Origin of the sequence: Streptomyces sp. NBC_00539, assembly GCF_036346105.1 — a bacterium.
Lineage (GTDB): Bacteria > Actinomycetota > Actinomycetes > Streptomycetales > Streptomycetaceae > Streptomyces.
In genome coordinates, this window is record NZ_CP107811.1 from 3,218,530 (window position 1) to 3,240,478 (window position 21,949).

Sequence of the window (21,949 nt, forward strand, 5' to 3'; positions counted from 1 at the left end):
CGCACCGGGGTTGACTCGTCGTCAACCCCGTTGCGTGACGGCCCTGCGACACCCGGCACCCCGGCACCCGGCGCGCAGCCGCTCGGCGCGCAGCCGCTCGGATGAGGCCGCGCGCCGGCTCCGCGTCGGAGCGCCGCTCAGCCGAGGGCCGTGCGCCACTCGGCCACCGCGGCGGCCGAGACCGGGCCCGACCAGCCCGACGGCCTGGCCGCGCCGCCGATGTGGAAGGCGTCGATGCCCGCCGCCCGCAGGGCCGGGAGGTGGGCCAGCGCCAGGCCGCCGCCGACGAGGATCCGTGCCTTGTACCCGGGCTCACCCCGGCGCGCCGCCTCCGCCGCCAGCACCGGGAGCCCCGCGTCCACCCCCGCCGCCGACCCGGCCGTCAGGAACGTGTCCAGCCCCGGCAGGTCCGCGAGGGCCTTGCGGGCCTGGTCCCGGTCGGCCGCCCGGTCGATGGCCCGGTGGAAGGTCCAGCGGCAGCCGTCCAGTTCCGCCACCACCGCTTCGACGGCGGCGAGGTCGGGCCCGCCCTCCGGGCCCAGGAAGCCGAGGACGAACTCCCGCGCACCCTCCGCCCGCAGCTCCCGCGCCTGCGCGGCGAGGAGGTCGATCCGGCCGGCGGCGAACCCGTCCGTCCGGCGGAGCATCACGCGCAGCGGGATGTCGACCGCCGCCCGGATCGCCGCGAAGGTCTCGCGCGAGGGGGTGAGCCCGTCGGCGGCCATGTCGGTGACGAGTTCGAGACGGTCCGCCCCACCGGCCTGGGCCGCGACCGCGTCCTCCACGTCGAGGGCGATCACCTCCAGGAGCGCACGGTTGCTCATTCGATCGATCCCATCCTCGGAAAAATAGGTCTAGTCCAATCTCAGAATACGGGCCCACGCCCATCCACCACCAGCACCGGCGCGCCACCCCCAGAATGTGCCCATGACCGCAGACCTCCGCGACCGCTGGCGGGCGACCGCCGCCGCCGCCGGCGCCGCCCCCGGGCTCGACGCCACGCCCTACGCCGACCGCCTCCTCGCCGCCTGGGCGGAGCCGCAGCGCCGGTACCACACCACCGCGCACCTGGCCGACGTCCTCGCGCGCATCGACGTGCTCGCGCCGCACGCGCAGGACCAGGCCGCCGTCGAGCTCGCGGCCTGGTTCCACGACGCCGTCTACCGGCCCGACCGGTCCGAGAACGAGGAGCGCAGCGCCGCCCTCGCCGAGCGCGCCCTGCCGGAACTGGGCATCGACGCCGCCCGCACCGCCGAGGTCGCCCGGCTGGTCCGCCTCACCGTCACCCACGACCCCGCGCCCGGCGACACCAACGGCGAGGTGCTCTGCGACGCAGACCTCGCCGTCCTCGCCGGGCCCCCGGACGCCTACGCCGCCTACGTCGCCGCCGTCCGCGCCGAGTACGGCTTCGTCCCCGACGACGCCTTCCGTGACGGCCGCGCCGCCGTACTGCGCCAGCTGCTGGGCCTGCCCCGGCTCTTCCGCACCCCCTACGGCACCGCGCACTGGGAGGCCACGGCCCGCCGCAACCTGGCCGCCGAGCTGGCCACCCTGACGGACGCCGGCTGACGGACGCGCCGGGGGCGGAACCTGACGGACGTACCGGCGGTCGGGAATGCGCCACCGTTCCGGCTGGTTCATGCACTACATGCCCGCAGCCCCCGCACGCTCCCGCATGCCCGTCGCCGTGTACGTCCTCGGCCTGTCCGTCTTCGCCCTCGGCACCAGCGAATTCATGCTCTCCGGGCTCCTGCCGCCCATCGCCGAGGACATGGGCGTCACCATCCCGCAGGCCGGCCTGCTGATATCGGCCTTCGCCATCGGCATGGTCGTGGGGGCCCCGCTGCTGGCCGTCGCCACCCTGCGCCTGCCGCGCCGTACGACCCTGGTGAGCCTGATCTCCCTCTTCGGCCTCGGGCAGGTCGCGGGCGCGCTGGCCCCCTCGTACGAGCTGCTCTTCGCCTGCCGCGTGGTCTCCGCGCTCGCCTGCGCCGGGTTCTGGGCGGTCGGCGCGGCCGTCGCCATCGCCATGGTCGACAAGGACCAGCGCGCGCGGGCGATGTCCGTCATGATCGGCGGGCTGTCGATCGCCAACGTCCTCGGCGTGCCCGCCGGGGCCTTCCTCGGCGAGCAGCTCGGCTGGCGCTCGGCGTTCTGGGCGGTCGGCGCGGCCTCCGCGATCGCCCTGGCCGGAATCCTGGCGCTGATCCCGCGCATCCCGCTGCCCGCCGAGAAGCCGCGGCTGCGCAGGGAGCTGCGGATCTACCGGGACCGCCAGGTGTGGCTGTCGGTCGGCGTCACCTCGCTCGCCGCGGGCGGTGTCTTCTGCGCGTTCAGCTACCTGTCCCCGCTGCTCACGGACGTGGCCGGGCTGGACTCCGGCTGGGTGCCGTGGACCCTCGGCCTGTTCGGGGTGGGCGCGCTCGTCGGTACGACCATCGGCGGGCGGGTCGCGGACGCCCACCTGTTCGGGGTGCTGCTGTGGGGCATCGCCGCCTCGACGGTGTTCCTCGTCGCGCTGGCCCTGCTCGCGTCCTTCGCGGTGGCGGCGGTCGCGCTGTCGTTCCTGATCGGCTTCTCGGCCTTCTTCACCGCCCCGGCGCTGAACGCCCGGCTGTTCAACGTCGCCGGGGCCGCCCCCACCCTCGCGGGCGCCACGACCACCGCCGCGTTCAACCTGGGCAACACCGGCGGCCCCTGGCTCGGCGGCACCGTCATCGACGCCGGTCTCGGCTTCGCCTCCACCGCCTGGGCGGGCGCCGCGATGACGGTCACCGCCCTCGCCCTGACCGCCCTCGCCCTGCGGCTCGACCGCCCCACGCGCTCCCGCGTCCTGGCCTCCTCCACGCCCCGCCCGGCCCACTCCGACGCCCTGAGCGGGGCGCAGGACCGCTGAGGGGGCGGGACCGCCGACCCGGGCGCTGGACCGCCGACCCGGGCGCTGGACCGCTGAGCGGGCCGGACGGCCCCGCTCAGAGCCTGCGGGGGCCGGACGGCCCGCTCAGAGCGTGCGCCCCTTCGGGCGGCGCAGGCCCGCCTCCGTGATGCGGCGGACCAGCTCCTTGCTGCCCACCTCCACCGCACCCGCCGCCACCGCGTCCGCGTACCGGTACGACGGCACGTCGTAGTGGTCCCGCTCGAAGGCCCGCGGCGGGCAGCCGATCGACGCCGCGAAGGCGTGCAGCTCTTCGTAGGAGACGTCGCTGACCAGGTGCGACCACATCCGGCCGTGCCCCGGCCAGGTGGGCGGGTCTATGTACACCGTCACCCGCCGCTCACCGCCGGCCGAAGACGGGGCCGAGTCCGCCCACCGCCGCCACCCGCACGCCCGCCTCCGAGCACACCCAGTGCGGATCCGGCCCGAGCTCCGGCTCGACGTCCAGGGAGTGCGGATCACCGTGCGCGCACACCGGGCACAGCGGCCACCGCCCGTACTTCTCCAGCAGCGCGTCCTGCACGTCCTGCGCGACGAGTCCGGCGAGGTAGTCGACCCCCTCCGGCCACTGCTCCACCCACCAGCGGCGGTGCGTGACCGAGTCCTCCACGAGGGACACGACATCGGCCTCGGCGACCTCGCCCGCGACGAGATCGGCGAGTACAAGGGCACGGGCGGCATGCAGCGCCTGCTCAAGGGGGGTCGCGTGGTCCATGGGCCCATTGTGAACCCGTACGGGCGAGTACGGGGAAAGCCGGTGCCCCTTGCCCCGCGGCCCCGCCCCGGGCATGGCGCCTTGACCCCCACCCCGGACGAAAATACGGTGCCGACCTCAGCCCCGAAGCGAGACGCCCCCAGCGCGAGGACCCGCCCATGACCGCCCACGCGGAACTGCGTGCCCAGCTCGACGCCCTCACCACCGAGGCCTTCCGGCCCGACCTCGCCGAGATCGACCGGCTGCCCACCCTCGACATCGTCCGCCTCATGAACGCCGAGGACGCCACCGTCCCGGCCGCCGTCGCCGACCGGCTCCCGCAGATCGCCGCGGCCGTCGACGCGATCGCCGCCCGCATGGCCCGCGGCGGCCGGCTCCTCTACGCGGGCGCCGGCACCGCCGGCCGCATGGGCATCCTCGACGCCAGCGAGTGCCCGCCGACCTTCAACACCGACCCCCGCCAGGTCGTCGGCCTGATCGCGGGCGGCCCCACCGCCATGGTCCGGGCAGTCGAGGGCGCCGAGGACTCCACCGCCCTCGCCGCCGAGGACCTCACCGCACTCGACCTCACCGCCACCGACACCGTCATCGGCATCTCCGCCTCCGGCCGCACCCCGTACGCGGTCGGCGCCGTCGAGTTCGCCCGTACGCGCGGCGCGCTCACCGTCGGGCTGTCCTGCAACGCCGGCTCCGCGCTCGCCGCGGCCGCCGAGCACGGCATCGAAGTCGTCGTCGGCCCCGAATTCCTCACCGGATCCACCCGGTTGAAGGCCGGGACCGCCCAGAAGCTCGTACTGAACCTCATCTCGACCGTCACCATGATCCGCCTCGGCAAGACGTACGGGAACCTGATGGTCGACGTCCGCGCCACCAACGACAAGCTGCGTGCCCGCTCCCGGCGCATCGTCGCCCTCGCCACCGGCGCCCCGGACGACGAGATCGAGGCCGCGCTCGCCGCGACCGGCGGTGAGGTCAAGGACGCGGTCCTCGTCATCCTCGGCGGGGTCGACGGCCCCACCGCCGCCACCCTCCTCGCGGACGCGGACGGCCACCTGCGCGCGGCCCTCGCCCGGACCCGCTGACCCCCACCGACCAGCAGCCGCCCACCGACCAGCAGCGAGGCGATCCCCACCCATGTCCCCCGACACGCACCGCGCCACGGCCGCCGCGATCCTCCCCCTGGTCGGCGGCCCGGACAACGTCACCTCCATCGCGCACTGCATGACCCGGCTGCGCCTCGGCCTGCGCGACCGCGCCCTCGTCCAGGACGAGGCCCTCAAGGCCGTCCCGGCCGTCCTCGGCGTCGTGGACGACGACACCTACCAGATCGTGCTCGGCCCGGGCGCCGTCGCCCGGGTGACGCCCGAGTTCGAGGCGCTGGTGCGGCAGGCACCCCCCGGACGGGCCGCACCCTGCACGCCCCCCGCCACCGCCGAGGCCCTCCGGGCGCGCGGGACGGCGCTGAAAGAGGCCCGCACGGCGCGCAACTCCACCCCCGTCAAACTGCTGCTGCGCCGCATCGCGAACATCTTCGTCCCGCTGATCCCGGCCCTCATCGGCTGCGGCATCATCGCCGGGCTGAACGGCCTGCTCACCAACTCCGGCCTGCTGCCCGCCGTCGTCCCCGCCCTCGCCGCGATCGCGTCCGGCTTCATGTCCCTGATCGCCGTGTTCGTCGGCTACCACACCGCCAAGGAGTTCGGCGGCACGCCCGTACTCGGCGGCGCCGTCGCCGCGATCATCGTCTTCCCGGGCGTGGCGAAGATCGAGGCGTTCGGCCAGCACCTCGCGCCGGGGCAGGGCGGTGTGCTCGGCGCGCTGGGCGCCGCACTGCTCGCCGTGTACGTGGAGAAGTGGTGCCGGACCTGGGTCCCGCAGGCCGTGGACAACCTGGTCACGCCCACCCTCACCGTCCTCCTCCCGGGCCTGGTCACCCTCTTCGGCCTGATGTACCTCGCCGGTGAAGTCGCCGAGGGCATCGGCTGGTTCGCCGACCGGCTCCTCGCGACCGGCGGGGCGTTCGCCGGGCTGGTGCTGGGCGGCCTCTTCCTGCCCCTGGTCATGCTGGGCCTGCACCAGGCCCTGATCCCGATCCACACCACCCTCATCGAGCACTCCGGCTACACCGTGCTGCTGCCGATCCTCGCGATGGCGGGCGCGGGCCAGGTCGGCGCGGCCCTCGCCGTGTACTGCCGCCTCCCGCGCAACCGGTCGCTGCGCACCACCATCAAGTCGGCGCTCCCGGCCGGTTTCCTGGGCGTCGGGGAACCGCTGATCTACGGGGTCTCCCTGCCGCTGGGCCGCCCGTTCGTCACCGCCTGCGTCGGCGGGGCGGCGGGCGGCGCGTTCGTCGGCCTCTTCAACCAGCTGGGCGCCGGCTTCGGCTCGACGGCCATCGGCCCCTCGGGCTGGGCCCTGTTCCCGCTCCTGGACGGCCCGACGGGCCTCGGCACGGCCGTCGCCGTCTACGCGGGCGGCCTGTCGGTCGGCTACACGGCCGGCTTCGCCGCGACCTACTTCTTCGGTTTCACCCCCCGCATGCTCGCGGAACTCGACACGGACCCCGACCCGTCCCCGGCCACGGCACCCCCTTCCCCCGAACCGGCTCCGGCTTGACCGGTTCTCCGGCCCGCGCGGGGACGGCGTGCATAAGGTGATCGGATGATCGACATTCGCCGCGCCATGCCGTCCGACGGGGACGCGCTCGGGGAGATCCACGCCGCCTCGTGGGAAGCGGCGTACGCCCCCTTCTTCGAGGCGGAGTTCGCCTCCCGGGAAGTACGCGCCCGGCTCACCCGCTGGCACGCCCGGGTCGCCGACGACACCGCCACGATCCTCCTCGCCCGGCTCGACGGCCGCCCGCTCGCCATGTCCTCCTCCGGCCCGTCCGCGGACCGGCCCGCCCTTGCGGAGATCCACACCTTCTACGCCCACCCCGACGCCTGGGGCACCGGCATCGCCGACGCCCTCATGACCGCGACGCTCCGGCGCCTGCACGACGACGGGTACGGCGGCGCACACCTGTGGACGCTGCGCGACACGCCCCGCTCCCGCCGCTTCTACGTGAAATCCGGCTTCGCCGAATCCGGCGCCGTGCGCACCCACGACTTCGGCGACGGCACACCCCTCGCCCAGGTCGAGTACGTCCGCGGCCGCTGATCAGGCCCCCCGCGCCCCGGCGGCGGTGCGGAGGTAGGCCACCAGGTCCTCCACGTCGTAGCCCAGCTTCGGGCCGCGTTCGGCGGCCATCAGCAGCAGCTGCCCGACGATCTCCGCGCCCCAGCCGTCCGGGCCGTCCTGCGACCACTCCCACAGCTTCTCGATCCCGAGCCCGGTCATCAGCAACCCGTATCCGGCGCGGATCTCCCCGCACAGCGGCGCCACGGCGTCGAGCAGCCGCGCCCCCGGCCGCTCGCAGCGCAGCCCGAAGCACCCGCCGAAGTCCTCGACCACGCAACCGGTCGGCGGGCACGCCTTGATCGCGTCGTAGCGTCTGTCGTCGAACCCCGGGAACTCGCCGGCCGGGCTGTGCACCAGCGAGAACCGCTGCCAGCCCGGCGGCGGGGGCGGCTGCGGGCGCCACGCCTTGAGACCGAACGCCTCCTGCACCAACGCCGTCGCCTCGTCCGCCGTATCGGCCGTCTCGCTCACCCTCCGCTTCCCGTCATCGCCGACAGCGGTCCACAACCCGCTGCGCCCGTCCTGCGACACGCGCACCGAAAGGCCCATGCCCGCACGCTTCCACCCGGCTCTCTCCAGCCCCTTCTCCAGCCAGCACAACTTCCACGCCAGCTCGAACTCCCACCCGCGCGCGGCCTCCGCCAACCCCTTCAAGACCGCCTCGCACCGCGCCCGTTCGTCTCCCGTCACGGATGCGCCCGCTCGTGCAGCACGGCGGCCAGCCGCAGCGCGGTGTCGAGGTTGCAGCGCCCGAGGTCGACCAGCGGCAGCCCGTACGTCCCGGCGGCGGACACCCCGTCCACGCCCAGCGACGGGAAGACCACTCCCACATCACCGAGGGCTTCCTTCAACTGCCCCACGGCCTCCTCGGCCGCCAGCATGCGTTCCTTCGGTGTGAGCACCATGACGTTTCCCTTTCGCTCTGGGTAATCGCATTCTGCACACAGAGTGGCCACTCGGTAGCTAGCCTTTCAACGTCGGACCCTGCACAAACGCACGTGTTGGACCAGGAGTTGTTATGCCGGGACCAAAGAACCTCGACCCCTCCTCCTCACCCCGCGCCCTCCTGGGCGCGGAACTCCGAGTCGCCCGCGAACGCGCGGGCCTCACTCAGGCCGAACTGGCCGAACGACTTTTCGTCAGCGGCTCGTTCATCGGCCAGCTCGAAGCCGGGACGCGCCGGATGCACCTCGATGTCGCCCGCCAGATAGACGAGATCCTCCACACGGACGGCTTCTTCGCCCGCAACTGCGAGGCCGCGGCCAAGTCCAAGTACCCGGACCACTTCGCGGCGGCGGCCGAGGCGGAGGCGCTGGCGAAGACCATCCGGGAGTACGCGCCGCTGATCGTCCCGGGTCTGTTGCAGACGGAGGCGTACGCGCGGGCCGTGTTCCGCGCGTACCAGCCGACGGCGGCGGAGGACGTGATCGACGAGCTGGTACGGAACCGCCTGGACCGGGCGGCGCTGCTCGGCGATCCAACAACCCCCATGTTCTGGTGCGTGCTTGACGAGGCGATCCTGCGCCGGAGCGGGGACGACCCGTCGATCCTCGCCGAGGCCCTGCGTCACATCGCGAGTCTGATCCGGTCACACCGGATCGTCGTGCAGGTGCTGCCGTTCAGCGCGGGCCCCCACGCTTCATTGGCGGGCACCCTCAAACTGATGTCCTTCGACGACGCTCCCCCGCTCGCGTATGTCACAGGGCTCGGGACGGGCCAGCTGTTCGACGATCCGGCCACGGTGGCCCAACACACCCTGACCTACGATCTCCTCATGGCCAACGCGCTCTCTCCGCGGGAGTCGCTAGCCCTGATCGAGTCGGTGGCGGAGGAGTACGAAAATGACCAGAACGCCTGAGTACGACCTGTCGGCAGCCATCTGGCACAAGTCCAGCTACAGCGCCGGCGATGGCGGCGACTGCCTGGAGATGGCGACCTGGCGGAAGTCCACCCACAGCGGAGGCGACGGCGGCGACTGCCTCGAAGTCTCCGACGGCCACCCCGCCATCGTCCCCGTCCGGGACTCCAAGCAGCCCGAAGGCCCGCACGTGGTGTTCCGCGCGCAGGCCTGGGCCCACTTCGTGGGATCGCTCAGAGACCGTTGGTGAACAGCAGCCGGTTGGGGCTGGCCGGGCTGACGCTGGTCAGGACGTCCTTCGTGGACGCGTCGCCCAGGAAGTCCGCGACCTCCGCCGGGGTCGCGGCCGGGTGCGCCTGCTTGTAGAGCACCGCGACGCCGGTGACGTGCGGCGAGGCCATGGACGTACCGTTCAGGGCCACGCTGCCGCCGCCGAGCTTCGCGGAGGTGATGTCCTGGCCGGGCGCGTAGATGCTGACGCAGCGACCGTAGTTGGAGAAGCTCGTCTCCTCGTCCCACCTGTTGCTCGCCGCCACCGTCACCACGCGGTCGGCGGACGCGGGCGAGACGTTGCACGCGTCCTCGGAGCTGTTGCCCGCCGCGACGACGGGCAGGACCCCCCGGTCGGAGAGGGCGTTCGCGGCGTTGTTGACCGCCTCGGACCAGGGGCCGCCGAGGGAGGCGTTCAGTACCGCGGGCTGCTTGGCGTTGTTCGCGACCCAGTCCATGCCGGCGATGATGCCCGAGTAGGAGCCCGTGCCGTCGCAGCCCAGGACGCGGACGGCGACCAGGTTGGTCTTGCGCGCGACCCCATACGTCTTGCCGCCGACCGTTCCCGCGACGTGCGTGCCGTGGCCCTGGCAGTCCATGCCCTGCCTGCCGTCGCCGACGGCGTCGAAGCCGAAGGTCGCGCGGCCGTCGAACTCGTCGTGGTCGTAGTCGATGCCGGTGTCCAGGATGTACGCCGTCACCCCGGCGCCGTTGCCCTTGGTGGTGAAGTCATCGTCGAGCGGCAGCGTCCTCTGGTCGATCCGGTCCAGGCCCCAGAGCGACGTCGGGGAGCTCATCGCCCGCCCGTCGTCGTCCGAGCCGTCCGACACGGCCGAGATCCTCGTGTCCTCCTCGACCGTCTTCACCCCGACGGTCTTCCGTGCGGCCTCCAGCTGGAGCCGGGTCATCGGCACGGCGAAGCCGTTGATGGCGTGGCGGTACATGAACCTGGGCCTCAGGCCCAGCTTCCTCGTCAGCGCGGCCGCGTCGACGCCCTTGTCCAGCGTGACGATGTACTGGCCGGGTACCGCGTCCGTCGAGGCGATCAGCGGTGCCGGGGTCGGCTCGGGGGCGGCCGCGGACGCGCTGCCGGTGAGGGCGGGGGTCATGGCGAGCAGGGCGGCGGTCGTCACACGGGCGAGCAGGCGCATGGAGGAGCTCCAGGGAAGGCGGCGGGGGATGCGGGGCCCGCCGCCCACGGACGAGTGCACCGGGAGGGGCGCGCCCCTTCCCTGCATCGGGCACCTACCGGTGCGCCTTGAGGAGCCTTGCCCGGTTGGCCGACAGGGAGGGGGCGCATTCGGTGTTCACCACCGCCGGGCCGGGGCCCGCCGTCGGGCCTCGTTGACCGGGACCTGCGTGCGTGATGGCCTCGCGCCCATGCGCTCTCGACCGAGTGGGACCCGCCGGGCGGCCGTCGCCGTCACCGTCCTCGCCGCCGTGGCCGCCCTGCCGGTCACCGCCACCGCCGCCGCCCCCCATGACCCCGCGCCCCTTGCCGCCCACCCGGCTCCGGCCGAGTGGCCGACGTACGTGGTGACCGTCCGCAGGGGCATGGACCCTGCCATGGTGGCGGGCCACCACGGGATCAGGCCCGTGCACGTCTTCCGCACCGCGATGAACGGCTTCGCCGCCCCGCTCTCCCCCGACCAGGTCGCCGGCCTGCGGGCGAACCCGCTCGTGGAGTCCGTCGAGGAGGACGGAGTCGGCTCCTCGTTCGGTACGCCCGCCTGACCGGACCGCCTGACGGGCCGCCCGACCGGACCGGTCAGCTCTGGTCGGTCTCCACCGTGTCCGCGTGGCGGTGGCAGACCTTCCACTCGCCGTCCTCGCGGCGGTAGACCTGGGTCGCCCGCAGGACGTACCGGCGCGGCTCGCCGTTGACGCGGACCCGGGTGCGTTCGTAGCCGGTGGTGTAAGCCATGTCGCCGATCACGTCGGCCGCGACGATCTCGTGCTCGTAGGAGGTGCAGTCCGAGAACGACTCGGCCAGCTCGTGGAAGAGCGCGCCGACCTGCTCGTGCCCGACGGCCGACTTCCAGGCCCCCATCACCGAGACCGGCTCGCGGCGGGACCAGATCGCGAAGCGCGGCCCGGCGTCCCCGTCGTGCAAGGCGTTCTCGGCGTCCCGCAGTCGGGTCCGCGCCCATGCGAGGAACACGTCACGTTCGTCGCTCATCGCCGGCCTCCCAGGCTCCGGGGACGACACCCCGACTCGATCACTTCCCACCGTAGACGCGGGCGGGCGCGAGGGCCTGCGGGTGGAGACTTGGAGGAGGGGGGAAGCCGAGGACGGCTCTCCGCGACAGGTCTTGGAGGCGTCATGGCACAGGGCGAACAGGTTCTGTGGCGGTCACACGCGGCGAACCGGTGGATGCAGGCCTCGGCCGTGTTCCTCGCCCTCATCGCGGTCGGGCTCGCGGTCGTCGGGCTGGTGGGTCCGGTGGTCACCGTGTGGGCCCCGGCGGTGGTGCTGTTCCTGTCGGCCCTGCTGCTCCTGGTGTTCGCCTCCGTGACCGTGCGGATCACCGGCCGGGCGCTGGAAGTGGCCTACGGACCGATTGGGCGGCCCGTGCGGCGCTGGTCCCCCGCCGACCTCGAGGCACCGGCCCGCGTGGAGGAGCGCAGGCCCCTGCAGGTCGGCGGCTGGGGTTACCGCATCAGCGGGCTCGGTACGACGGTGATGGTGCGACGGGGCCCCTGCCTCGTGGTCCGCTCCCGGGGCAGGGACTTCGCGGTCAGCGTGGACGACGCCGAGCGGGGCGCCGCCCTGCTGAACTCCCTGCCGCGCTGACGCACCCGTCGCCGCCCGCTCAGGAACCGGTCTCGAACGCGGGCGGCTTGAGGCTCTTGAGGCATCCCGGTTCCGGTGCGGCCGGGTCGTCGAAGAAGGAGACGGCGATCTCCTGGGCGCACTTCGAGGTCGCGAACACCACGTGCGGCTCGTAGGGGACGGTGACGACCTTCGCCCTGCTCAGCGTACGGGCGACGTACGGCCCGTTGTCCGCGCCGGTCTGGGAGTCGAAGCTGCCCGACAGGGCGAGGGTGGGGATGTCGCCGCGCGTGACGTCCCGGATCGAGGGCGCCGCCGCGGGGACGTTCCAGACGTCGCAGTCAGGACGCAGGAAGGCGAGCTGCGGGGCCTGGGCCTGCACCGACCGGGGGAAGGACGGGAACGCCGCCTGTCCGCCCCGCAGCGCCTGTTCCTGGCTCTCGTAAGGCGTCCACTCGCTGCAGAAGACGCCGTAGCCGAGGCCGTGCGCGACCCTGCCCATGGCCGCCGGGCTGAGCTTGCCGCCCGCCCACTGCGTGGCGATCCGCTGGGGCTTGCCGTGCGCCAGCTCGTCCAGTGCGATCGGGACCTGGGGCGCCACGTGGGTGGCGGAGGTCATCCAGGTCACCAGCGCCCCGCCGTCCAGTACGACCTTCACCGGCTTGTCGCTGCCGGGGAGCGTGACGGTGGTCGTGACCGGCTTGGCTTCGAGGTCGCGGACCAGCTTGTCGAAGGTGGCCGACAGGTTCGGGTAGCGCTTGTTGCAGGCGGGCTGGTCGGCACATGCCTTGAACAGGCCGTCGAAGCCCTGCCGGGCGCTGCTCCAGGTCAGGGCCGAGCCGCCCTTGGAGGGCGGCAGGATGCCGTCGAGGCCCACCGAGCGGAGCCCGGCCGGGTGCAGGCGCATGTAGACGAGCGCCAGGTGGGTGCCGTAGGAGATGCCGTACAGGTTCCACTGCTTGACGCCGAGCGCGTTGCGCAGGTCCTCGTAGTCGGCGGCGCTCTCGGTGTCGTTGTAGGCGCCGAGGTCGATGCCGCGGGCCGCCAACCGGTCGCGGCAGGCCTTCGTGGCCGCGACGTGCAGGCGCTCGGTGGACGGTGCGCCGTAGACGAGGCCGACGGCTTTCGCGTTGAACTCGTCGATGTCGGGGCACAGCAGGTTCGGCTCGGCCGAGTACGTACCGCGCTGGGACATGAAGACCACGTCGCGGTCGCGGTTCAGGCCGCCGTCGATCGCCATCTTCGCCTCGCCGACCGCGTCGTCGCCGGGGCCGCCCGCCAGCCACACGATGGGGTCGGGTTTCGGTGTGGCGGACTTGGCGGGGACGATCGCGACACCGAGCCTGATCGTCTTGCCCTTCGGCTCGGCCCGGTTCTCGGGGACGGTGAGGGTTCCGCAGCGGGCTCCCTTGAGCGCCTCGATCGGTTCCGGTGTCCTGGGGCAGGGGCCCGGCTCGTAGCGGGCGTCGCCCACCGTGCGGGCGGCGGTGCCGATCGGCGCCCCGGGGCTGGGGCTCGGGCTGGTGCCGGTGCGGGACTGGGCCTGGGCGGGCGCTGCGAGCAGGCCGCCGACGAGGAGACCGGCCGCCATGCGCACGGTGCTCCGACGGGGCGTGTGATGGCGTGTCATCTGCCCTCCCGGTTACTTCGGGACGATCGTGAACGGTTCGGGTTCGAGACCGTCCACGCACGAGGTGTCGGGAGCGGTCGGACGGGCGAAGAACGAGGCCAGCACGCGCTGCGCGCAGGGGGACTGCGGGACCACCCAGTGGCCGATCCCGGGGACCTGCACGGCGGTCGAGCGGGACAGGTTGCGGGCCACGCCCTCCGCCCAGCTCGCCCCGGTCTTCACGTCGAACGTGCCGGAGACCAGGAGCGCCGGGACCGGGCTGATCGTGGGCACCCGCTGGACCTCCGCGCGGTCCGCAACGTCCCAGATTCCGCACACCGGGTACTGGAAGGGCAGTTGCGGCACCTGGGCCAGGACCGTGTCGGGCCACCCGGGGAAGGCCTTGCGCCCCGCCTTGAGCACGTCGGGTTCCGCGTAGCCCGGCGCCCACTCGGCGCACGCTATCGAGTTCGTCAGGCCGTGCGCGAACATGCCGACGTGCTGGACCGAGCCGGCCGCGCGGGCCTTGGCGAAGCGCTCGGGGTTCCCGCGGCTGAGCTCGTCGAGCGCCGCCGGGAGGTCCTTGGGCCGGGGGGTGAAGGCGACGATCAGGTTCAGCAGCGCGCCCCCGTCGAGGACGGTCTTGACCGGCTTCCCGCCGTTCGGCGGCGCGACGTCCAGGGTCAGGGGGTGGGCCTCCAGCTTGCGCACCTGCTCCGTCAGCGTGCGGGGGAGGTCCGGGTAGCGGTCCTTGCATGCGGGCTGTGCCGCGCACGCCTCGAAGATGTTGCGGATGCCCTCGGCGGTGCTGCCCCACGCCCACGGCAGGGTCACGACCTGGGGAGGTGTCACCGAGTCGATCGCCACCGCGCGGATCCCCTCGGGGTGCAGGCGCAGGTAGGTGAGGGCCAGGTTGCTGCCGTAGGAGTACCCGTAGACGTTCCACCGGGGGATGCCCAGCGCGGTGCGCAGGTCGGCGAAGTCGGCGGCGTTCTCGGTGGTGTTGTAGGCGCTCAGGTCGACGCCGGCGGCCGTCAGACGGGCCCGGCAGTCCTTCACCGCCTTCAGCATGACCTGCTCCGCCTGCTGCGAGTCGTAGCCCAGGCCCACGGCCTGCGCGTTGAACCGGTCGACCTCCGGGCAGGCGAGGTTCGGCTGGTCGTACAGGTTGCCGCGCTGGGCCATGACGATCAGCTCGCGGTCCTTGTTCAGGCCGGAGTCGATGAGGAAGGGGATGTCGTCGAAGGTGTCGGCGCCGGGGCCGCCCGCCATGAACACCACGGGGTCCGCGGCGGGCTTCTGCGCGGCCGCCGCAATGCGCGCCACGGCCAGCTTGATGGTTCGGCCGCCGGGGCGGGAGCGGTTCTCGGGGACCTCCAGGAGGCCACAGCGCGCCTTGCTCAGCGCGGCGACGGGCTCGGGCGTCTTCGGGCAGGCGCCGGGCACGAACCGGGGGGCTGCCGTGCTGGGCGTCGGGCCGGACCCGGTCGCGCGGGCGGCTGCCGCCGGGGCACCGGCCGGTACGGGGCCGAACGCTGCCAGGCAGGCCAGAGCGGCCGCGGCGGTCACCGCGTGGAGGGTGTGCTGTGGCATGTGGTCTCGTTCCTTCGCCGACATCGGCGGCCGCCACTGACGGGAGGGGCCGCGGTGGTTCGTGGGGAACGTTCCGGCCGGAATGCGCGCGTTTTCGACGCTACCGGGTGAAGCGTTCTGGTGCACGCGGAGTGGTCACGGCCCTCGGCCCCGGGCCGCCGACACGATGGGGCGCCCCTGCCCACCTCGCCGGAGCCACCATGACCCCACCCTCGGACACGCCGCCCGGCCCACCCCCGGACCCGCCTCGCGCCCGCCGCTCCGGGGGGTCGCTCCTGCCGGTCCTGCTGCCCATCGCGGTGCTGATCGTGGTGGCGGTGGGCGTGGGCTCGTGGCTGCAGTTCACCGAGCGGCAGGCGGTCGACACGGTCCACGCCGTCGGTTCCTCGGCCGCCGACCGCGTGGACGTGGAGGCAGTCGTCCAGAGCGTCGACGCCAAGGCCAGGGAGCTGGTGCTGCGCGTCTGGGTCACCCCCCGCGGGAACCTCGGCGAGGCGGAGGGGGCCGCCCCGGTGGCCGACCTCAGTCTGGCCACCTCCGGCGCCACCCAGGAAGACCTGGAGTTCAAGGCGCACGAGCGGCTCGCGACCACGGACACTCAGGTCGCGCTCACGGGCGGGTCGATCAGCGACTACCCGTTCGACACCTACGAGACGGTGATCGGGTTCCGGGCGCAGCTGGGCGGCAAGCAGGTGCCCGTGCGCCTGCTGTTCTCCAACAACGACACGCTCTTCTCCGCCTCCGCCCGGCCGGCGCCCTCCCGGCAGGAGGCCGCCCTGGCGCTGAGGCTGTCCCGGTCGGGCAGCGTGCTCGTCTTCGCGGTCTTCATGATGGTGGTGATGTGGGCGCTCGCGGCGTCCGTGCTCCTCGGCGCCTGGTACCTGACGACCCGCGGCAACGGCCTGGTCTGGCCCGCCCTCGCCTGGATGGCCGCCACCCTGTTCGCCCTCTCGGCGTTCCGCGGCACCGCCCCCGGCACACCCCCGATCGGCTGCGTGCTGGACTGGTTCGCGTTCCTGTGGGCCGAGACCGTCATCGCCCTGTGCCTGGTCACCGTGGTCGTCACCGGCGTCCGCACCGCCCTGCGGCCCGAGGACGACCCCGGGCCCACCCGCTGAGGCGGTGCGCCGCTACGAAGCGTCCCGGTACACGTGCAGCTCGGAGACCTCGTAGGACATCTCGCTGACCTCCGGCTCCGGCGCCGGGTGGTAATTGCCCGCGCACACCGACAGGTTGACGATGAGGTACGCGCGCCAGCCGCGGCCCACGCCCCGGCGGTCGGAGAAGACGCGGGCGCCGTTGACCCGCCAGACGACCGAGTTGCGCCCGAACTCCACGCGCAGGTCGACCCAGGCGCCGGGCCGGACCGAGGGGTCGCGATGGTAGCGGTGCGCCTCGCGGACGTGGTTGGAGAGTTCGAGCAGGTCGGGGTTGTCCGGGTGGTACTCGAAGACGTCGATCTCCTGGCCGCCGTCCCGCCAGGTCCAGATCGCGGGCCAGGCCCCCAGTTCCACGGGGAGCCGCACCCGCGCCTCCAGTACGTCGCCGGTGCGCACCATGAAACCCTCGTCGCTGCCCTCGGTGGTGAGCAGGCCGGTGTCCCAGTTGCCGTCGGGGCGGCGGGTGGCGCGGAAGACGCCGCTGCGGCTGTAGGCGGGGTCTTCCACGAGGTGGTCGAGCTTGTTGTCGCCGGGGTTGACGGGGCCGCCGTCGGGATACGCCCAGGAGCGGCCTGCCACCCACTGGGAGGCGGAGGTGAAGTCGGCGGTGAAGACGGGGGCGCGGCGGGGTCCGGGCACCGCCGCTCCGCCACCGCCTCCCGGGGCGAGGCGGGACGTCAGGCGCCCCAGCCAGCCGAGCAGGTCCGTGTTCATGTGGAATGTCTGCCCGCAGGCGGAGCGGGCCATGCCGGATTCATCGCCCTGGGTAATCGGGGAGTTGCGTTCAGCTACGGGTGTCGCGTGCTGCCGCGAGGAAGGCGCGGATGAGCTCCGGTGACTTCACTCCGCGCTCCCGCTCCACTCCGCTGGAGACGTCCACGCCCCAGGCGCCGGTGGCCTCCAGGGCCGCCCGGACGTTGGCGGGGTCGAGGCCCCCGGCCAGCAGCCAGCGGCCGCGCGGCGCGGTGAACTCCTCGGAGCCCCAGTTCCACGGCTTGCCGGAGCCGGGGTCGGGGGCGTCGAGCAGCAGCAGGTCCTCGCCGTACTCCCCGGCGGCCGCGACGGCGGTGGCGGTGGCGCGGATCAGCGTCCGCCCCTGCGCGCGCAGTTCCTCGTAGTACTCGGGCCCCTCGTCGCCGTGGAGCTGCACGGAGCGCACCCCGCTCTCCAGCGTCAGCCGCCGCACTTCCGCCACGGACTGCCCGCGGAACACCCCGACCGTGAGCACCCCCGCCGGCACCCGCCCGACGAGCCCCCGCACGGTGGCGGCGTCGACGGTCCGCGGACTCCCGGCGGCGAAGACGAACCCCACGGCATCCGCCCCGGCCTCCACGGCCACCTCGACGTCCCGCCCGGTCCGCAGCCCGCAGATCTTCACGAAGGGCCCGCCGGCTCCGCTGCTCTCGCTCATACCCCGAGTCAACCAGACCGGCCCGACGGATGCGGTCCCGTCCCGAGTGCCGGGCAAGGACGGGCGCGGCAGGGCGCAACGGAGCGCGCAAGGGGAGCGCGGCCAGCGAGGGCGCGGCACCAGGGCGGGGTACCAGGGCGGGGTACCAGGGCGCGGGCAGCCGTGAACGCCCGAGGGCGGCACCCCTGGTGGGGTGCCGCCCTCGGAACGTGGAGCGTGGTGCGGACTGCCGATCAGCCGGGGCCGATCAGAAGTCCATGTCGCCGCCCGGCATGCCGCCCGGCGCACCGGCGCCGGCCTTCTCGGGCTTGTCGGCGATGACGGCCTCGGTGGTCAGGAACAGCGCGGCGATCGACGCGGCGTTCTGCAGCGCGGAGCGCGTGACCTTCGCCGGGTCGATGATGCCCTCGGCGATCATGTCGACGTACTCGCCGGTCGCGGCGTTCAGGCCGTGGCCGATCGGGAGGTTGCGCACCTTCTCGACGACGACGCCACCCTCGAGACCACCGTTGACGGCGATCTGCTTGAGCGGGGCCTCCAGCGCGAGCTTCACGGCGTTGGCGCCGGTCGCCTCGTCACCGGTGAGCTCCAGCTTCTCGAAGACCGAGGAGGCCTGGAGCAGGGCCACGCCACCACCGGCGACGATGCCCTCTTCGACGGCCGCCTTCGCGTTGCGAACGGCGTCCTCGATGCGGTGCTTGCGCTCCTTGAGCTCGACCTCGGTCGCGGCACCGGCCTTGATGACGGCCACGCCGCCGGCCAGCTTCGCGAGGCGCTCCTGGAGCTTCTCGCGGTCGTAGTCCGAGTCGGAGTTCTCGATCTCGGCGCGGATCTGGTTGACGCGGCCCTGGACCTGGTCGCTGTCACCGGCGCCGTCGACGATGGTCGTCTCGTCCTTGGTGATGACGACCTTGCGGGCGCGGCCGAGCAGGTCGAGACCGGCGTTCTCCAGCTTGAGGCCGACCTCCTCGGAGATGACGGTGCCGCCCGTGAGGATGGCGATGTCACCGAGCATGGCCTTGCGGCGGTCGCCGAAGCCCGGGGCCTTGACGGCGACGGACTTGAAGGTGCCGCGGATCTTGTTGACGACCAGGGTCGACAGGGCCTCGCCCTCGACGTCCTCGGCGATGATCAGCAGCGGCTTGCCGGACTGCATGACCTTCTCCAGGAGCGGCAGCAGGTCCTTGACCGAGCCGATCTTGGAGTTGACGATCAGGATGTACGGGTCGTCGAGCGACGCCTCCATACGCTCCATGTCGGTGGCGAAGTACGCCGAGATGTAGCCCTTGTCGAAGCGCATGCCCTCGGTGAGCTCGAGCTCCAGACCGAAGGTCTGGGACTCCTCGACGGTGATGACGCCTTCCTTGCCGACCTTGTCCATGGCCTCGGCGATGAGCTCGCCGATCTGGGTGTCGGCGGCGGAGATGGAGGCCGTCGAAGCGATCTGCTCCTTGGTCTCGACATCCTTGGCCTGCGCGAGCAGGGCGGCGGAGACGGCCTCGACGGCCTTCTCGATACCACGCTTGAGGGCCATCGGGTTGGCGCCGGCGGCCACGTTGCGCAGACCCTCGCGGACGAGCGCCTGGGCCAGCACGGTGGCGGTGGTCGTACCGTCGCCCGCGACGTCGTCCGTCTTCTTGGCGACTTCCTTGACCAGCTCGGCGCCGATCTTCTCGTACGGGTCCTCGAGCTCGATCTCCTTGGCGATGGACACACCATCGTTGGTGATCGTGGGGGCGCCCCACTTCTTCTCAAGGACGACGTTGCGACCCTTGGGGCCAAGGGTGACCTTGACGGCGTCGGCGAGCTGGTTCATGCCACGCTCGAGACCGCGCCGGGCCTCCTCGTTGAACGAAATGATCTTGGCCATCTGAAGTGGTCCTCCAGGACTGGGGTGGATTGCTCCTGGACCGCGCCCGCGCCCGCGACGGACGGCCTGCGAGCCCGGCGGTTCCTTCCCGCCGGACCCTCGGGCCTCACCGACCCGGTCCTCGTTTCAGTAGCACTCTCACCTGGAGAGTGCTAACGCCAATGATTAGCACTCGACCCCGTCGAGTGCAAGCGGCTTCGGCAACGCCGGGCCACGACGCGCCCGGGACGCACGAGGGGCCCACATCCCGTCTCCGGGATGTGGGCCCCTCGTGCGCCTGACGCCTCAGAGCGTCCGGCGACTGTAGACCTGTTGCGTCGGTGGTCGATCGCGCCGGGTTAGCCGAGTGCGAGCTTGACCATGTCCGCCTGAGGACCCTTCTGGCCCTGCGAGATCTCGAACTCGACCCGCTGACCCTCTTCAAGGGTGCGGTACCCGTCCATCTGGATGGCGCTGTAGTGGACGAACACATCCGCACCACCGTCGACCGCGATGAAGCCGTAGCCCTTCTCCGCGTTGAACCACTTGACGGTGCCCTGAGCCATGCCTAACTCCCCTATTACTGGCCCTTGCGCAGGACCGCACTTCGCGGACCCGGGTCAGAACTTGCGCCGGAACGCCTCGACCGCGGCTGAATGTATCCGCACCGGTGCTGTCTGCAACAGGTCATTCCGACGAGAATTCTGGACAAGAAGGAATATGGAAATCACGTGAAAAGTAGGCATATTCCCGGGCAACTCGGGCCCGACATCCGGCACCAAAGGCCCATACCAGACTCGCATGTTGACTCAATGTCAACCCTCCGGCGGCCCGCTCATATGCGGCGGGCAAGAACAGCGGAGGGGACTTCCCCAACTCTACCGCGCCCAATCAAGCAGAATTACCCCCTCCACTTTTAGCGGAGGGGGCAATTCAGGTGTGACTGGACGGGACGGGAACGGGAATCCCGGTGTCAGCAGCCGCCGGCCACGGCCGGGATGATCGACACTCCGGCGCCGTCCGGCGTCGCCGTCTGCAGGCCGCCCTCGAAGCGCACGTCGTCGTCGTTGACGTAGACGTTCACGAAGCGGCGCAGCTTGCCCTGGTCGTCCAGGACGCGGGCCGCGATGCCCGGGTGGTTCTTCTCCAGGGACTCGATGACCTCGGAGAGGGTCGCGCCCTCGGCGGGCACCTCGGCCTGGCCGCCGGTGTAGGTGCGCAGGATGGTGGGGATGCGGACGTTGACGCTCATGGCGCTGCTGCCTTTCCGGAAGCGGTGGGGGTGGGTCGTGCCTCAGGCCAGGCCGGCGGCGCGGAACGCGTCCAGGCTGGGGCGGATGGTGGCGGTCTGGCCGCTGTCCGAGGCCACCGCCTCCAGGGTCTTGAGGCCGTCACCGGTGTTGAGGACGACCGTGGTCAGGGAGGGGTCGAGCTGCCCGTTCTCGATGAGCTTCTTCGTCACGCCGACGGTCACCCCGCCCGCGGTCTCGGCGAAGATGCCCTCGGCCCGCGCGAGGATCTTGATGGCCTCGACGACCTGCTCGTCGTTGACGTCCTCGACGTAACCCCCGGTGCGGCGGGCGATGTCCAGGACGTAGGGGCCGTCCGCCGGGTTGCCGATCGCCAGGGACTTGGCGATGGTGTTCGGCTTCTGCGGGCGGACCACCTCGTGCCCGGCCTTGAAGGCGGTCGACACGGGCGAGCAGCCCTCGGCCTGCGCGCCGAAGATCTTGTACGGCTTGTCCTCGACCAGCCCGAGCTTGATCAGCTCCTGGAGGCCCTTGTCGATCTTCGTCAGCTGCGAGCCCGACGCGATGGGGATCACGATCTGGTCGGGCAGCTGCCAGCCGAGCTGCTCGCAGATCTCGTAGGCCAGCGTCTTGGAGCCCTCGCCGTAGTACGGGCGCAGGTTGACGTTGACGAAGCCCCAGCCCTCGCCCAGCGGGTCGCCGATGAGCTCCGAGCAGAAGCGGTTGACGTCGTCGTAGTTGCCCTCGATGCCGACGAGGTCGCCACCGTAGACACCGGCCATGACGACCTTGCCCTGCTCCAGGTCGTGCGGGATGAACACGCAGGACCGGAAGCCGGCCCGGGCGGCCGCGGCGCCGACGGCGCCGGCCAGGTTGCCGGTGGAGGAGCAGGAGAGCGTGGTGTAGCCGAACGCGCGGGCGGCCTCGACGGCGATGGCGACGACACGGTCCTTGAAGGAGTGCGTCGGGTTGCCGGAGTCGTCCTTGACGTAGAGCTTGCCGGTGACGCCGAGCTCCTTGGCCAGGTTGGCCGCGTCCACCAGCTTGGTGAAGCCCGGGTTCAGGCTGGGCTTGGAGGCCACGTCCGCGGGGACGGGCAGCAGCGGGGCGTAACGCCAGATGTTGTCGGGCCCCGCCTCGATCGCGGCGCGCAGCGCCTCCGGGTCACCGGTCGGCAGGTCGTACGCGACTTCGAGCGGTCCGAAACACTCGGCGCAGGCGAAGATCGGGCCGAGCGCGAAGCGGGTTCCGCATTCGCGGCAGGACAGGCCGGTGGCGGGTCCGAGATCGACAGGGGCGCCGGTGGATCCGGCAGAGGTGGCGACGGTCTGTGCAGCCATGATGGC

General features: G+C 72.4%; 25 protein-coding genes. 10 read left to right on the plus strand and 15 right to left on the minus strand.

The features are described from left to right. Positions 1 to 137: 137 nt before the first annotated feature. Positions 138 to 824, minus strand: a complete 687-nt coding sequence (locus OG861_RS14195) for a copper homeostasis protein CutC (protein WP_329197135.1) — start codon at positions 822 to 824, stop codon at positions 138 to 140. Positions 825 to 927: 103 nt separating this feature from the next. Here OG861_RS14195 and OG861_RS14200 point away from each other — a divergent pair, with 103 nt between their 5' ends. Together OG861_RS14200 and OG861_RS14205 are read left to right on the plus strand one after the other, a co-directional pair. Beyond that, entirely contained in the window at positions 928 to 1,569 is a 642-nt protein-coding gene (locus OG861_RS14200; protein ID WP_329197133.1) for an HD domain-containing protein, read from the plus strand. 106 nt (positions 1,570 to 1,675) lie between these two features. Beyond that, positions 1,676 to 2,896, plus strand: coding sequence for a Cmx/CmrA family chloramphenicol efflux MFS transporter (locus tag OG861_RS14205; RefSeq protein WP_329202354.1), 1,221 nt, complete (start codon positions 1,676 to 1,678; stop codon positions 2,894 to 2,896). 105 nt (positions 2,897 to 3,001) lie between these two features. Here the strand turns inward: OG861_RS14205 and OG861_RS14210 are convergent, their stop codons facing one another. After that, positions 3,002 to 3,268, minus strand: a complete 267-nt coding sequence (locus tag OG861_RS14210) for a DUF4031 domain-containing protein (RefSeq protein WP_329197132.1) — start codon at positions 3,266 to 3,268, stop codon at positions 3,002 to 3,004. Between the two features lie 7 nt (positions 3,269 to 3,275). Continuing rightward, the gene (locus tag OG861_RS14215) at positions 3,276 to 3,650 is read right to left on the minus strand and encodes a hypothetical protein (protein WP_190187163.1); all 375 of its coding nucleotides are present in this window, start codon (positions 3,648 to 3,650) and stop codon (positions 3,276 to 3,278) included. Positions 3,651 to 3,808: 158 nt separating this feature from the next. Between OG861_RS14215 and murQ the strand changes: the two genes are divergently transcribed. The 3 genes from murQ to OG861_RS14230 are packed head-to-tail and all read left to right on the plus strand — an operon-like array spanning position 3,809 to position 6,809. Then, positions 3,809 to 4,732, plus strand: a complete 924-nt coding sequence (murQ, locus tag OG861_RS14220; protein ID WP_329197130.1) for an N-acetylmuramic acid 6-phosphate etherase — start codon at positions 3,809 to 3,811, stop codon at positions 4,730 to 4,732. 52 nt (positions 4,733 to 4,784) lie between these two features. Further along, entirely contained in the window at positions 4,785 to 6,266 is a 1,482-nt protein-coding gene (locus OG861_RS14225; protein ID WP_329197128.1) for a PTS transporter subunit EIIC, read from the plus strand. Between the two features lie 45 nt (positions 6,267 to 6,311). Further along, complete coding sequence (locus tag OG861_RS14230; protein ID WP_329197126.1) at positions 6,312 to 6,809, plus strand: GNAT family N-acetyltransferase; 498 nt, start codon at positions 6,312 to 6,314, stop codon at positions 6,807 to 6,809. Here OG861_RS14230 and OG861_RS14235 read toward each other — a convergent pair whose 3' ends face one another. After that, positions 6,810 to 7,520, minus strand: coding sequence for a hypothetical protein (locus OG861_RS14235; protein ID WP_329197124.1), 711 nt, complete (start codon positions 7,518 to 7,520; stop codon positions 6,810 to 6,812). Then, positions 7,517 to 7,735, minus strand: a complete 219-nt coding sequence (locus tag OG861_RS14240; protein ID WP_329197123.1) for a hypothetical protein — start codon at positions 7,733 to 7,735, stop codon at positions 7,517 to 7,519. The genes OG861_RS14235 and OG861_RS14240 overlap by 4 nt, the downstream gene beginning before the upstream one ends. Before the next feature lie 113 nt (positions 7,736 to 7,848). Between OG861_RS14240 and OG861_RS14245 the strand changes: the two genes are divergently transcribed. Together OG861_RS14245 and OG861_RS14250 are read left to right on the plus strand one after the other, a co-directional pair. Further along, positions 7,849 to 8,688 carry a helix-turn-helix domain-containing protein gene (locus OG861_RS14245; protein WP_329197121.1) on the plus strand — a complete coding sequence of 280 codons (840 nt, stop codon included), beginning with the start codon at positions 7,849 to 7,851 and terminating at the stop codon, positions 8,686 to 8,688. Continuing rightward, a complete protein-coding gene (locus OG861_RS14250) occupies positions 8,672 to 8,938 on the plus strand; it encodes a DUF397 domain-containing protein (RefSeq protein ID WP_329197119.1) in 267 nt (88 codons plus the stop codon). The genes OG861_RS14245 and OG861_RS14250 overlap by 17 nt, the downstream gene beginning before the upstream one ends. On the opposite strand, the gene OG861_RS14255 is transcribed toward OG861_RS14250, so the two are convergent. Next, a complete protein-coding gene (locus OG861_RS14255) occupies positions 8,922 to 10,109 on the minus strand; it encodes a S8 family peptidase (protein ID WP_329197116.1) in 1,188 nt (395 codons plus the stop codon). The genes OG861_RS14250 and OG861_RS14255 overlap by 17 nt on opposite strands. Before the next feature lie 229 nt (positions 10,110 to 10,338). On the opposite strand from OG861_RS14255, the gene OG861_RS14260 reads away from it, so the two are divergent. Then, entirely contained in the window at positions 10,339 to 10,692 is a 354-nt protein-coding gene (locus OG861_RS14260) for a protease inhibitor I9 family protein (protein ID WP_329197114.1), read from the plus strand. 34 nt (positions 10,693 to 10,726) lie between these two features. On the opposite strand, the gene OG861_RS14265 is transcribed toward OG861_RS14260, so the two are convergent. Continuing rightward, positions 10,727 to 11,137, minus strand: coding sequence for a nuclear transport factor 2 family protein (locus OG861_RS14265; protein ID WP_329197112.1), 411 nt, complete (start codon positions 11,135 to 11,137; stop codon positions 10,727 to 10,729). 144 nt (positions 11,138 to 11,281) lie between these two features. Here OG861_RS14265 and OG861_RS14270 point away from each other — a divergent pair, with 144 nt between their 5' ends. Beyond that, a complete protein-coding gene (locus OG861_RS14270) occupies positions 11,282 to 11,752 on the plus strand; it encodes a hypothetical protein (protein WP_329197110.1) in 471 nt (156 codons plus the stop codon). 19 nt (positions 11,753 to 11,771) lie between these two features. Here OG861_RS14270 and OG861_RS14275 read toward each other — a convergent pair whose 3' ends face one another. Continuing rightward, positions 11,772 to 13,361, minus strand: coding sequence for an alpha/beta hydrolase (locus OG861_RS14275; RefSeq protein WP_330261718.1), 1,590 nt, complete (start codon positions 13,359 to 13,361; stop codon positions 11,772 to 11,774). 12 nt (positions 13,362 to 13,373) lie between these two features. After that, on the minus strand, positions 13,374 to 14,933 hold the full coding sequence (locus OG861_RS14280; protein WP_330261719.1) for an alpha/beta fold hydrolase: 1,560 nt from the start codon (positions 14,931 to 14,933) through the stop codon (positions 13,374 to 13,376). 200 nt (positions 14,934 to 15,133) lie between these two features. On the opposite strand from OG861_RS14280, the gene OG861_RS14285 reads away from it, so the two are divergent. Continuing rightward, a complete protein-coding gene (locus OG861_RS14285) occupies positions 15,134 to 16,051 on the plus strand; it encodes a DUF4436 family protein (protein WP_329197104.1) in 918 nt (305 codons plus the stop codon). A gap of 12 nt (positions 16,052 to 16,063) precedes the next feature. On the opposite strand, the gene OG861_RS14290 is transcribed toward OG861_RS14285, so the two are convergent. The 6 genes from OG861_RS14290 to thrC form a co-directional block, all read right to left on the minus strand. After that, the gene (locus OG861_RS14290; RefSeq protein WP_329197102.1) at positions 16,064 to 16,807 is read right to left on the minus strand and encodes a beta-glucanase; all 744 of its coding nucleotides are present in this window, start codon (positions 16,805 to 16,807) and stop codon (positions 16,064 to 16,066) included. A gap of 70 nt (positions 16,808 to 16,877) precedes the next feature. After that, entirely contained in the window at positions 16,878 to 17,504 is a 627-nt protein-coding gene (locus tag OG861_RS14295; protein ID WP_329197100.1) for a phosphoribosylanthranilate isomerase, read from the minus strand. 247 nt (positions 17,505 to 17,751) lie between these two features. Further along, on the minus strand, positions 17,752 to 19,374 hold the full coding sequence (gene groL, locus OG861_RS14300; RefSeq protein WP_190187179.1) for a chaperonin GroEL: 1,623 nt from the start codon (positions 19,372 to 19,374) through the stop codon (positions 17,752 to 17,754). Positions 19,375 to 19,712: 338 nt separating this feature from the next. Then, positions 19,713 to 19,919, minus strand: coding sequence for a cold-shock protein (locus OG861_RS14305; protein ID WP_030009783.1), 207 nt, complete (start codon positions 19,917 to 19,919; stop codon positions 19,713 to 19,715). Positions 19,920 to 20,326: 407 nt separating this feature from the next. Continuing rightward, positions 20,327 to 20,605: a MoaD/ThiS family protein gene (locus OG861_RS14310; RefSeq protein WP_329197098.1), complete on the minus strand. Its 279-nt coding sequence runs from the start codon at positions 20,603 to 20,605 to the stop codon at positions 20,327 to 20,329. A gap of 42 nt (positions 20,606 to 20,647) precedes the next feature. After that, positions 20,648 to 21,943, minus strand: coding sequence for a threonine synthase (gene thrC, locus OG861_RS14315; protein WP_329197096.1), 1,296 nt, complete (start codon positions 21,941 to 21,943; stop codon positions 20,648 to 20,650). Positions 21,944 to 21,949 lie beyond the last annotated feature (6 nt).